The organism is Streptomyces sp. NPDC008313, from assembly GCF_042956125.1.
Classification (GTDB): domain Bacteria; phylum Actinomycetota; class Actinomycetes; order Streptomycetales; family Streptomycetaceae; genus Streptomyces.
This window is the reverse complement of record NZ_JBIBFR010000020.1, coordinates 67,137-78,289: the sequence shown is the minus strand read 5'-3', so window position 1 is coordinate 78,289 and position 11,153 is coordinate 67,137. Positions and strand designations below refer to the sequence as shown.

The 11,153-nt window shown below is 75.0% G+C and carries 10 protein-coding genes; 4 read left to right on the top strand and 6 right to left on the bottom strand.

Annotated elements, in window-relative coordinates; genetic code table 11:
* Positions 1-39 precede the first annotated feature (39 nt).
* Positions 40-678 (top strand): LysE family transporter, encoded by a 639-nt coding sequence (locus ACFY93_RS25245; RefSeq protein ID WP_391363061.1) that lies wholly within the window; start codon positions 40-42, stop codon positions 676-678.
* Between the two features lie 97 nt (positions 679-775).
* Here ACFY93_RS25245 and ACFY93_RS25240 read toward each other — a convergent pair whose 3' ends face one another.
* On the bottom strand, positions 776-967 hold the full coding sequence (locus ACFY93_RS25240) for a hypothetical protein (RefSeq protein WP_391363059.1): 192 nt from the start codon (positions 965-967) through the stop codon (positions 776-778).
* 68 nt (positions 968-1,035) lie between these two features.
* Positions 1,036-3,879, bottom strand: a complete 2,844-nt coding sequence (locus ACFY93_RS25235) for a type 2 lanthipeptide synthetase LanM (protein ID WP_391363057.1) — start codon at positions 3,877-3,879, stop codon at positions 1,036-1,038.
* Between the two features lie 169 nt (positions 3,880-4,048).
* Between ACFY93_RS25235 and ACFY93_RS25230 the strand changes: the two genes are divergently transcribed.
* Both ACFY93_RS25230 and ACFY93_RS25225 read left to right on the top strand, forming a co-directional pair.
* Positions 4,049-6,976, top strand: coding sequence for an AAA family ATPase (locus ACFY93_RS25230; protein WP_391363056.1), 2,928 nt, complete (start codon positions 4,049-4,051; stop codon positions 6,974-6,976).
* 505 nt (positions 6,977-7,481) lie between these two features.
* A complete protein-coding gene (locus ACFY93_RS25225) occupies positions 7,482-8,537 on the top strand; it encodes a hypothetical protein (RefSeq protein ID WP_391363054.1) in 1,056 nt (351 codons plus the stop codon).
* Positions 8,538-8,786: 249 nt separating this feature from the next.
* On the opposite strand, the gene ACFY93_RS25220 is transcribed toward ACFY93_RS25225, so the two are convergent.
* The 4 genes from ACFY93_RS25220 to ACFY93_RS25205 form a co-directional block, all read right to left on the bottom strand.
* Positions 8,787-8,939 (bottom strand): LxmA leader domain family RiPP, encoded by a 153-nt coding sequence (locus tag ACFY93_RS25220; protein ID WP_391363052.1) that lies wholly within the window; start codon positions 8,937-8,939, stop codon positions 8,787-8,789.
* Between the two features lie 29 nt (positions 8,940-8,968).
* The gene (locus ACFY93_RS25215; RefSeq protein WP_391363050.1) at positions 8,969-9,124 is read right to left on the bottom strand and encodes an LxmA leader domain family RiPP; all 156 of its coding nucleotides are present in this window, start codon (positions 9,122-9,124) and stop codon (positions 8,969-8,971) included.
* A gap of 189 nt (positions 9,125-9,313) precedes the next feature.
* Positions 9,314-9,460, bottom strand: a complete 147-nt coding sequence (locus ACFY93_RS25210; protein WP_391363048.1) for an LxmA leader domain family RiPP — start codon at positions 9,458-9,460, stop codon at positions 9,314-9,316.
* A 25-nt stretch (positions 9,461-9,485) separates the two neighbouring features.
* Positions 9,486-9,644: an LxmA leader domain family RiPP gene (locus ACFY93_RS25205; RefSeq protein WP_391363046.1), complete on the bottom strand. Its 159-nt coding sequence runs from the start codon at positions 9,642-9,644 to the stop codon at positions 9,486-9,488.
* Between the two features lie 250 nt (positions 9,645-9,894).
* Here ACFY93_RS25205 and ACFY93_RS25200 point away from each other — a divergent pair, with 250 nt between their 5' ends.
* Positions 9,895-11,118, top strand: coding sequence for a helix-turn-helix domain-containing protein (locus ACFY93_RS25200; RefSeq protein WP_391363043.1), 1,224 nt, complete (start codon positions 9,895-9,897; stop codon positions 11,116-11,118).
* Positions 11,119-11,153 lie beyond the last annotated feature (35 nt).

The following is an 11,153-nucleotide window of genomic DNA, read 5'->3' as shown; positions in this document are numbered from 1 at the left end:
GGCTGCGGCGGGAACGGGACGCGTGCTTGCATGCGCCGCATGGTGTCTGCCGAGCGTTTGCTCGCCTTCGCGGCGATGTCGTTCCTGTTGATCGTGGTCCCCGGGCCCAGTGTGCTGTTCGTGATCGGCCGGGCGCTGGCCCAGGGTCGCCGAGCCGCGCTCACCACGGTCGTGGGCAACACCCTCGGCGCGTACGCGCTCGTCGTGGCCGTGGCGCTCGGCGTCGGGTCGGTCGTGGAGCGGTCCGTCCTGGTGTTCACGCTGCTGAAGCTGACCGGTGCCGCCTGCCTGGTGTATCTGGGGGTGAGGGCCTGGCGGCAACGGGGCTCGCTGCGGGCCGCGTTCGCCTCCGACCGGAGGGTCCCGAGCGGCGGGCGCACCCTGTGGGAAGGGTTCACGGTCGGCGTGGCCAATCCCAAGACGATCGTGTTCTTCGCCGCCGTGCTGCCGCAGTTCGTCGACCGCGCCCAGGGTCACGTGGTGGCGCAGATGCTGCTGCTCGGGCTGGTCTTCAACGTCATCGCCGTGCTCAGCGACAGCGTCTGGGGACTGGCCGCGGCGACCGGCCGGGAGTGGTTCGCCCGTTCGCCCCGGCGGCTGTCGCTGGTCGGTGGGGCCGGGGGGCTGACGATGATCGGCCTCGGCGTCACCGTCGCGGCGACGGGGCGCAAGGACTGACCCCGCCGGAGCCCGGCCACCGGCCGGACGGGCGACGCGGGCCGGCGATCGAGGGCCTGCGCGCCGCCCGTCCGCGTCGGGGAGGGCCGGGGAGGGTCTAGGCCCAGCTGACCACGGTCGGGGTGGGGAAACCGGAGGCCACCGCGGTGACGACCAGCGTTCCGACGGTCAGGCCGGCCAGGATTCTCGCGCGGCGCCCGTTGTCCTTGTGGCCCGCGGGTTCCTGCGGCTCGACGCCGGACTCGTCCCGCGACTCCTGCGCCTCGAATTCCGGTCCCTGCTCCTGCATCCCGTGCTCCCTTCTCGGTGTTTCTCGGTGTCGGTGTGACTCTCTGAGTGGTTGCGGTCGTTCGGTGGTCAGTGGCCGGTGGCGGCGTGCCTGCCGGTCGCGTCCGCTGCGGCCGGACTCAGCAGGAGGACCGAGGGGACCTCGGCGGCGAACCCGAGCCGCAGCAGGCCGTAGCCGATCCCGGAGGTGCCGTACAGGAGGCCGGGGGTCGTCACCTCGCCCGCCGTGCCGCACCGGGCTCCGTGCTGTTCGACAGCGCCGAGCAGCCGGCTGCCGGACATCCTCCACAGGCGGCGGGCTTCCTCGTACCCGGCCTGGTCCAGTTCGACGAGGGCGTCGACGACGCCCAGTTCGCCCCGGCACAGGGACTGGTCGCGCAGCGGTGTCCGCTCCGTCGCGGCGGTGAGGAACCGCCGTACCACCGGCTCACCGCCAGGGTGCCGGGCCGCGGCCAGGGCCGCACCCGCCAGTCCTGTGCTCCAGCTCAGGTCCGCGCCGGTGTCCTCCGGGTGCCGTGCCGCCTCCTGCCCCGTGGCCCAGCGGATGCCGGTGTCCCCGTGCAGGAAGCCGGCGGCTTCGGCGGCCGTGGGGTTGCGGCGGGCCAGTCGCGCGGCGACGGACGCGGCGAGTTCGGCGGCGTGCCGCTCCCCCGTCTCGGCGTGCACGGCGCGCAGCGCGGCCAGTCCGCCGGCCAGGCCGAACCCGACGCCCGGCTCTTCCTCGGTGAGCGAGGAGGCCAGGGCGGAAAGAGCCACGGGGACACAGTCCCGTAGCCGGGCGTCCTGGAGGAGGTGCGCCAGCCGGGTCAGCGCGTAGCAGATCCCGCCCAGTCCGAAGAAGCCGCCGGGGCCGACCTGCCGGGACAGCTCGGGATGGCGTGCGAGGCCGCGTACCAGGTCCGGCAGGGCTCCGGCGGCGTGTGCCGCGACCGAGGTGTACCGGTCGATTCCGGTGAGCCGGCCCAGCTGGGCGAGGAACAGCGCGGGCCCCGGGTAGCCGTCGGCGAGGCCCGCGCCGGCCTGCTGCACCGTCCACCGTCCGGCCGACGGTTCCAGTCCGATCCAGTTGGTCCTCCCGGCGTTCCGCAGGGACGTGGCGATCAGCTCGTCGCCGATCCGGCAGGCCAGCGCCAGCAGCCGGGTGCGGTCCAGAGGCTGGGGCGGCGCCGGGTGGGGCCAGGGTGCGCCGGCGGGGGGCGCGTCCGGCGTGTTCTTGGTGGCCAGCGCCGCCGCGATCAGCCATTTCTGCCGCCGCAGATCGGTTTCGCTCATGCGGCGGATCTTGTCGAGCGCGGTGTCGAGGCCGCTCCCGGCGAGGGTGACGGGGACGAGGCCGCCGTGCGCGGTGCGCAGGGCGCGCCCGTCGGCCGTACCGGTGAACAGCGGGACGTCGCCCGCCATGAGGTCGGCCCGCTCGTGGACCGCCAGGCCGGCCAGGTGCGGGGATCCGGTCTCGGCGCCGAGGCCCCCGAAGGCGGCGGCGCGGTCGTCCGGGCCGGTGAGCCGTTTGGGCTCCGTGGCGTCCTCGAGCAGCGCGGCGTAGACGTGGGTGGGACGCACCACGACGCGGATCGGCTGCCCGGCGAAGCGGGCCAGCACCCCGTCGGGACCGGTCAGTTCGTCGGCGTGGCGCAGTACGGCGCGATAGCCGGCCGCGAAGCCGGTGTGCAGATGCTGCGCGTACTCCAGCGGGTCGACCGGCCGGCCGTCGAGCACCGGACGGTTGTCGGCGCCCGCGTAGGGCACGCGGCGCCGGACGACCCGCATCGTGTCGGTGCCGAGGTCGGCCCAGTCCGGCACCAGCAGCGAGGCGGCGTCGTCGCGGCCGGCGGCGAAGGCGGAGACGTCCACGGAGCCGGCCTCGGTGTCCAGCAGCCAGGGCAGCAGCCCGGTGCGGGCCACGGAGTCGTTCAGCGCGCCGAGCGCGGGATCGTCGCCGTGGTCGGTGCGCGGGCTCCAGGACGGGTGGAAGAGCGTCTCCACGTCGACCACGACGGGCCGGCCGGCGCAGGCGATGACGTTCTCGCAGTGCAGGTCGACGGCGTCCAGGGCGTAGCAGAGTGCCAGCAGCGCGCCCTGCCGCCGGTAGAAGGCCTCCACCTCGGCCGCGTCGGCGCAGGGGGCCGCCGCAGCGAACTCCGCCCAGCCGTAGCCGTCGCGGGGCAGGAGGGCCACGCCGCCCGGGGCGTGTTCGGGCAGGACCTCGCCAAACCAGTCCAGCAGCGCGTTCCAGCACTGGTGCAGTCCGAGCGGCCGGGGCTTGTAGACCAGCCGCTCACCGTCGTCGAACCGCAGGACGGCGACCGAGCGTCCCCCGGCGTGCCGGTCCCCGCTGCCCAGTTCGACGCCGGTCAGGCGTGCCGTTCGGGCCGTGGGCAGGACGGTGTCGGCCAGCGCCCGCCGGTCGGCGGCCAGCCGGTCGAGGAGTTCGTGGAGCACGGTGACGGTGGTGAGGCATTCCCGGGCGAGCAGGCCGGCCAGCACCGGGTAGCGGGTGAGCAGTCCGGCGAGGCGATCGCGGCGGGCGAGGCCGCCGAGGAAGCACCGGTAGCGTTCCGCGCCGGTGTCACCGCACAGGGCGCCCGTGGTGCGGGCCGTGGCCAGTTCTCCGGCCAGGGCGCGTCCGGCGAGGCGGGCCAGCCGCTCGGCGAGGGCGTCCTCGGCCCCTCGCCAGACGGCGGTCAGGTCGACGGCTTCGGATGCCGGCCGCCGCAGAGCCCGTCGCCGTGCCGCCGTGATGAACGGCACGAGGGGGTGGACGAGTTCGCCGACCGTGCCGGCGTCGCCCGGCGGGGGCGGGACGTCGGTGTCGGGGGCCAGGGAGAGCACGAGCGCGAGGAACGCCTCGTGGTCGCCGTCCGGCGGCTCGGGCGTGGTCGGGAGGTCGTCACGCCGGTCCGTTCGCTTGGTCACAGACGGGAGCATGCCAACCGCGTTCCGGCCCGGCATGGGTATTCGTCCCCCAGATTCGTACGTGCTCCCCCCAGGCTCCTCTCGCGGGCCGCCGGCACCGGCCCGCGCGGCCCGTGGGAATTCCGTCCGGACCAATCCCCTTACGTGGGCACGTAGTTAGACTCGCCGCATGCGAACCCGCGCTGCCACTCTTGTCGGGCGCCCCGCCGAACTGGCGGCGCTGCGTACGGTCCTCGGGGATGCCCGCCGCGGCCACGGCACGGTCGCCTTCCTGACGGGCGAGCCCGGAATCGGCAAGTCCCGGCTGCTGCGGGAGTTCCTCGGCTGCGCCGTGGACGCCGAGATGCCCGTGCTCCGCGGCCGCGGCAGCGTCACGGGCCCACCGGTGCCCTTCCGGCCGCTCACCGAGGCGCTGATGTCGGTGGCGAGGACCCTGGACCCGGGGCTGGCGCGGCAACTGGGGCCGTACCGGCGGGTGCTGGGGCGCCTGGTGCCGGACTGGGCGGATCCCGGCGGGCAGTACGGGGACGCGTCGATGGTCGTGGTCGCCGAGGCGGTCCTCCGGCTGACCGCCCTGGTCGGCCGGGAGAACGGCTGCGTCCTGGCGCTGGACGATCTGCACGAGGCCGACCCGGAGACCCTCGCCGTGGTGGAGTACCTGGCGGGGAACCTGACGGGCCAGCCGGTCGCCGTGGTCGCGGCGGTGCGCACCGAGTCGCCGGGGGCCCATCAGCTGGCCGAGGAGGTGTGCCGGCGCAACGACGGCATCACACTCCCCCTCACCCGGCTCGGACGGCCCGAGGTGCACGACCTGGTCACGGCGTGTCTGGAGGCCGAGCCCGGCCTCGTACCGGCGGAGGTGTCCGACCGGATCCTGCACGACAGCGCGGGCAACCCGCTCATGGTGGAGGAACTGCTGCACAGCATGATCGCCACCGGTGAGCTGGTGCAGGCGCAGCATGCCTGGCGGCTGACGGGCGTCACCGCCGGCGCGGTTCCTCCGACGCTGGTCCGGCTGATCAGTGCCCGCGCCGACCGGCTCGGGCCCGGCGGCTCGCGGCTGCTGTCCGTCGCGGCGCTGCTGGGCCACCGCTTCCAGCTCACGCTCGCCCAGCGCGTCCTCGGGCTGGACGACCAGAGCCTGCTCAACGACGTGCAATCGGCGGTGGAGGCCCAGCTCCTCGCCCCGGACGAGGCGATACCCGGCTGGTACGCGTTCCAGCACCCGCTGGCCGTGGACGCGCTGCGCAGTGGGCTCAGCCCCGGCGAACTGGCCCGCACCGCCCGGCAGGCAGCCGAGGCGGTCGTGGAGCTGTACCCGGGACTCCCGGACGAGTGGTGCCAGTTGGCCGCCCGGTTGCGCGAGCAGGCCGGTGAGTACACGGCCGCCGCCCGGCTGTACCTGGAGTGCGGCCGCCGCGCCACGGTCGCGGGCGCGCCCGGCTCCGCGGCCGCCGTGCTGGAACACGCCCGGTCGATGCTCGACGACCCGGCCGGCGTCGTCAGACACCACGGCCTGCTCACCGAGTTGCTGGAGGCGCTGCTCCAGGCGCTCGCCGACGACGGCCGGTTCGACCAGGCGCTGGCCGTGGCCGGGGAACTCACCGCGCAGGCACCCGGGGACCGCGTCCGGCAGATCGACCGGCACATCCGCCTGGCGTGGGCGGCGCAGGTGGCCGGGCAGTGGGCGCAGGGCGACGCCCAGGTGTCGGCGGCCCGGGAACTGCTGCCCGGCACCGCGACCGAGGAACAACTGGCCTCGCTGGACGCGGTGTCGGCGTACCTGGCGGTGCTGAGCCCGGCGGCGGACCGGATGGCCCGCTGCGCCGAACTCGCCCGCTGCGCGGCGGAGCGGGCGGAGCGCGTCCCGGTGCCCGCGGTCGTCTGCCAGGCCTGGTACATCCTCGGCTTCGCCGGGCGCGACCACGACCTCACCGAATCCGACGCGTGCTTTCGCCGGGCCCTGGACTGCGCGGTGGAGCACGAGCTGACGGCCTGGCGCAACTACGCGCTGATCGGCCTCGGCGGCAACGCCTGGCTGGCGCGGGCCGACGCCGGACCGCTGGAGCGGGCACACCGGGAGCTGCTGCGGGGAGGCGCGATCACGCTCGCGCAGAACACCACCGCCGTCCTCGGCCTGCACAGGGTGCTGACGGCCGACTTCGAGCGGGCGGAGGAGGAACTCGACGCGTGTCTGGCCGAGAACAGGGTGCGGCGGCTCGTCACGGTGACGCACTACGAGCTGATGGCCAGGGTCGTCCTCGCCGCGCACCGCGGACGGCGCGAGGAGATGCAGTCCGCGCTCGCGGAGTTCACCCGGCACGGTGGTGACGAGTCGGGCGAGGCGTTGCTGGTGCACGGGCTGGGGCGCGCCTTCTGCGCGCTGCTGGAGGAGGACCGGGAGGCGGCGGAGCTCGACATGGCGCACGTCGCGGCGGAACAGGGGCGCGGGCAGCACCCCTTCCACCTCGACGGGCACCATGGTCTGGGGCCGCTGCTCGACGTGCTCGCCGGCCGGGCCGACGGGGAACGTCTGCGGAAGGTGGCCGCCACCGGCGCCGGCGGGATGCGGTGGAACCGCCAGTTCGTCGCGCTGGCGGAGGCCGTGCTCGCCGGGCGGCGCGGGGACGTGGCGGGCGCCGACGAGGCGATGCGCCGGGCCGAGGCGGCCTCGGGGCCCTTCCGCATGGCGCGGTGCCTGGGGCTGCGGCTGGTCGCCGAGCCGGCGGCGGCCGAGGGCTGGGGCCGGCCGCGGGACTGGCTGCGCGAGGCCGAGGAGTACTTCCACCAGGCGGACGTGGGTCCGGTGGCCGGTGCCTGCCGGACGATGCTCCGGCGGCTCGGTGAGCCGGTCCGGCAGCGCCGCACGGGCACCGACCGGATCCCCGAGGCACTGCGCAGACTCGGCGTCACCGTACGCGAGTTCGAGGTGCTGGAGATGATGCCGGACAAGCCCAGCAACAAGGCGCTGGCGGCCCGGCTGCACATCTCGCCCCGTACGGTCGAGAAGCACGTGGCGAGCCTGTTGCAGAAGACGGGAGTGCCGGACCGCGGCGCCCTGGTCGACCACGCGAGGGAACTGCTGTCACGGGCTTGAGCCGTCGCACCGCCCGTGATCCGTGGGCGGTGCGACGGCCCGGCGGGCGCGCCGGACCGCCGGGCGCGCCGTGTCCCTCCCCGCGTCGGGCGGCGTCCGGGCTCTCCGCGCCGAATCTGGGTCGCCCTTACCCATGTGTGCGGGGGCGGCGCGCTCGGATGATGCCGGTGTCGCGACGGCGCGGCGACTCATGACGCGCAGAGAGGGGACCACCGTGGAACTGGGCGAGCCGACGCTCTTCCACCCGGCACCGGGTGGAGGAACGGACACGATGTCACCCGGACCGCCGGCGGGTGCCGTGCCCGGCAGCCGGCCGGTACCCCGGCACCGGACGCCGCACCGGCCGGACCGGGCGGCCCGGCCGGTCCTGCCCGGCGGGCCGCCCCGGTCGGACGTACTCGACCTCGCGCTCTGGGCTGCGTGCGCCACTCCGCGGCTCCCGGTGCCCGGTGGTGGCGGGGAGCGGCAGATCGTCGCACCGGGGCCCCGGCCCACGCCGCGGCCCATGCTCCGGCCCCGCGACGACGCGCTCGCCAGGGCGCGGGACGCCGTCCGCAGCGCGCGCGAGCGGCAGTTGCGCGGCCGGTACGCGGAGGCGACGGTCCTCGCGGACGCGGCGCTGGTGTGGGCGCGGCGGGCCGGGGCGGAACCGGAGAGGACCGCCGCGCTGCGCGTCCTGGGGGTGTCCTTGTGGCAGGGCCCCGAACCGGCGGCCGCCGCGGCCCACCGCATCCGGGCCCTGCTCGCGGAGCACGGCGCCGGGCGGCCCGCCGCACGTCTGGCGCTGACCGGCCCTCTCGCGGTGCTGTACGGGATGCGGGAGCGCTGGGCCCCGGCCCGTGGCGCCCTGGACCTGACCCGCGCCACGGCGATGGAACTCGATCCCGAGGGAGGCGCCCTGCTGCTGTCCGTCCTGACGGCCCGGGTCGAGTCGCTGGCCGGCCGGACCCGGCAGGCCGCCCGTCTCCTGCGGACGGCGGCGGACGCGGCGGACGTCCTAGGTGTCGGCCCGCTGCGGGACGCGGTGCGCTGGGCGGGCGTACGGCTGCTCGGCGACGCGGGCCGGTACGGGGAGGCGGCGGAGTGGATCCCCGGGCCCGTTCCGCACGCTCCCGCGGCGGGCCGGGACGGGGACGGCCGGGCGGCGTGGCCGGGGAACGCTGACCGAGCGGCGGGGACCGTGGCGCGGATCGCGGCGGTCCGGGGGGACGCCGGGGAAGCCTCGGTCCTCGCGGACCTCGCGCTGGAGGCCGCGGCGGCGAGCGACTCCCCGGTCGCCCAGGCCATGGTCCGGCTGGACCAGGCGGAGGTGTTCAGGCTGACGGGGCGCCGGGACGAGGCGCGCCGCGCCGTCTGCCTGGCCGGCGGCGACTTCGCCCGGAAGGGACACGTACCCGGCGTGAGCGACGCGGCGGCGCGGCACGCGGCGCTGGCATCGGCGGCGTTGCCGTTCCCGTCGGCGTCGGCGTCACCGCCGACCTCGCCGTCGCCGTCACCGCCGACCTCGCCGTCGCCGTCACCGCCGACCTCGCCGTCGCCGTCGGGCGTGCCCGGCGGCTGACCTCGATCCGGAACGCCGACAGGGGCCGCTGCCGTACGGGCAGCGGCCCCTTCCCCCGCCCCCGGGAACTGAGCGCGGTGGGCGAGCCCGAGCCGACTCCGGCGACTCAGCGCGCCCTGAGGGCTCAGCGGGCGGCCCCGGACGCGCCCGAGGGGCAGGAGGCCTGTCGGCCTTGCCTGCCCCTCAGGGTTCACATCCGGTCCCGTACCCGGGACATGGCCCCGGCTCCGGTGGCCACGAGCCGTCCTGCTAGAGACTGATGGGGGACGGCGTCGTCGTGGCGGTGGTCGTGATGATGGAGAAGATGGTCGCCGTCGGGGCCAGATCCTGCGCCGCGGACTCCGCCAGCTCCTCCGCGTCCACGAAGGTCTGGTACCCGTCGATGAGTTCGTGAGCGTTCACCTGGGGGCTCCTCCTCGTCCGTGGCGGAATCAGCAGGTGTGCTCGGCGGTGAGCGAGATGGTCACGCCGATGGTGACGCAGACGGTGGTCGACTGCTGGTCGGCGACGTCGGCGACCGACTCCGCGGCGAGCTCCTCGACGTCGGTGTAGGCGGTGAAACCGTCCATCAGGTTCTGAGCGGACATGAGCGTCTCCTTCTCTCGGGGTTACTGGGTTTCCGAATGTCTCGGGGTGTTCCGGGATGTCCCGCGGATGTTCTGCGTCCGTCCCCGGCTGTTCCGGGATCGCCCCGGGTTCTTCTGCACCAAGAAGTTGTCATCTTTCGTGACACTTGAAGTCACGGAGCTACTCGCCGTCGGGTTCGATACCGCCGGCTAGTAGGTGATCGTGGGTGTCGCGGTCTCGGGAATCGAGATGGTGAAGATGGTGGTCGTCGGCAGGAGGTCCGCCGCCGCGTCGGCCGCCAGCTCCTCGGCGTCGACGAACAGGCGATAGCCCTGGACGAGATCGTCAGCGTTCACGCGTCGCCTCCTGTGAGTGAGCGGGTCAGCAGCCGGCCTCGTAGGTGGCCGTGACGACGCTGATGCTGATGAGGCTGATGGTGAGCGGCGACTGCTGCTCGGCGGCGTCGGCGACCGACTCCGCGGCGAGCTCCTCGACGTCGGTGTAGGCGGTGAAACCGTTCATCAGGTCCTGCGTGGACATGAGCGTCTCCTTGTCGACGGTGAAGCGGGGACCCCTGCCGGTGCGTCACCGGCGAGGCCATGACTCAGTTCTACGGTCACCGTGCACGCTTGTCAAGCAATGTGACTAACCTTGTCATGTACGATGGTTCCCTAGCGTTCTCACCAGTCATGGAAGCTGCCTGCCGTTCAGGTGACGGTCCGGACCCCGGGGTCCCGGGAGGCGCCGTAAGCTACTTCCACCCCTTGACACGACGCGGAATGGACGGCGGATGGAACTGTTGGGCCAACCGGAGTTCGGCCGGCTGCTGCGCAGGCTGCGGGCCGAGCGGGCGTTGTCACAGGCGGACCTGGTGGGCGCCAAGGTCTCGGCGAGCTACGTCTCACGTCTGGAGTCCGGCGACCGCGCGGTGACGCCCCAGGCGGCGACACACCTGGCGGAGCGCCTCGGTGTCGCGATCGACGTCTTCCAGGTCGCCGCCGGCGCGGCGGACAGCGACCGGGCGCCCGCCTTCCTCGCCGCCGCGATCACGGCGCTCGACGACGGCGCGCCCGACGAGGCCGTACGGCTGCTCACCACCTGCGCCGCCCTGCCCGACGTGTCCGCGGACCACTCCTGGCAGGTGCTGTGGTACCTGGCCCGGGCCCACGAGCGGCTCGGCGACGTGCGCGCGCGGCGGGACGCCCTGGAACGCCTGCGCCCGGTCGCCCGGGAGGCCGGCATCACCCACCTCCGGGTACGGACCCTGGCCGCGCTGTCCGGCTGCGACCGGGTGCTCGGGGAGACGGAGAGCGCGATCGCGTGGGCGCGTGAGGCGCTGACGGTGGCCGAGGGCGCGGCGAGCGCCGACCAGGCGGAGGCGCTGCTGGCCCTCGCCGCGGCGGAGGTGGCGGCGGGGCGGCTCGGTGAGGCGGAGGAGCACGCCGGTCTGCTGCTGGAGCGGGCCGGGGAGATGTCCGGGGCCCGGCGGGCCCGCGCGCTGCGGACGGCCGCGGCGGTTCACGCGGCGCGCGACGCGCACGACCGGGCGCTGCCGCTGCTGGAGGAGGCACTGGGCTTCGCGGACGCGCGCGGCGACCTGCTGCTGTGGGCCCGGCTGCGCCTGGCGGCCGTGGCCGCGCACGTCGAGGTACGGGGCACGGTGACGCAGGAGGCGGAACGCTGGTGCCACGAGGCGGAGACCGCGCTCGCCATGATGGACGGGGCCGGACACCTGTCCGAACTGCGGTCCGTGCAGGCGCGGATCGCGTTCCGCCGGGGTGACGTCGAGGCCGCGGCCGGCCTGTGCCGCGAGGCGCTCGCCGAGTCCGGCACGATGAGCCACCAGGACCGGGTGCGCACCGAGATCCTGTTGCACGAGGCTGAGCTGGCGGCCGGTGCGGGCGAGTCCGCGGCGGCCGAGCTGCGCCGGATCGCCGAGGAGGCGACCCGTTCCGGCAGCCTCGCCCTCGCCACGCGCGCGTGGAAGGCCCTGGCGGAAGCGGCGGTGAGATGAGGGGGTCCCTGGCAGCGGGGAACGAGACCAACCGC

Coding starts and splice junctions, on each gene's coding strand:
- ACFY93_RS25240 (WP_391363059.1), bottom strand. CDS start 967: ATGCAGGAGCAGGGACCGGAATTCGAGGCGCAGGAGTCGCGGGACGAG.
- ACFY93_RS25215 (WP_391363050.1), bottom strand. CDS start 9,124: ATGTCCGCTCAGAACCTGATGGACGGTTTCACCGCCTACACCGACGTC.
- ACFY93_RS25230 (WP_391363056.1), top strand. CDS start 4,049: ATGCGAACCCGCGCTGCCACTCTTGTCGGGCGCCCCGCCGAACTGGCG.
- ACFY93_RS25245 (WP_391363061.1), top strand. CDS start 40: ATGGTGTCTGCCGAGCGTTTGCTCGCCTTCGCGGCGATGTCGTTCCTG.
- ACFY93_RS25200 (WP_391363043.1), top strand. CDS start 9,895: ATGGAACTGTTGGGCCAACCGGAGTTCGGCCGGCTGCTGCGCAGGCTG.
- ACFY93_RS25205 (WP_391363046.1), bottom strand. CDS start 9,644: ATGTCCACGCAGGACCTGATGAACGGTTTCACCGCCTACACCGACGTC.
- ACFY93_RS25225 (WP_391363054.1), top strand. CDS start 7,482: ATGCTCCGGCCCCGCGACGACGCGCTCGCCAGGGCGCGGGACGCCGTC.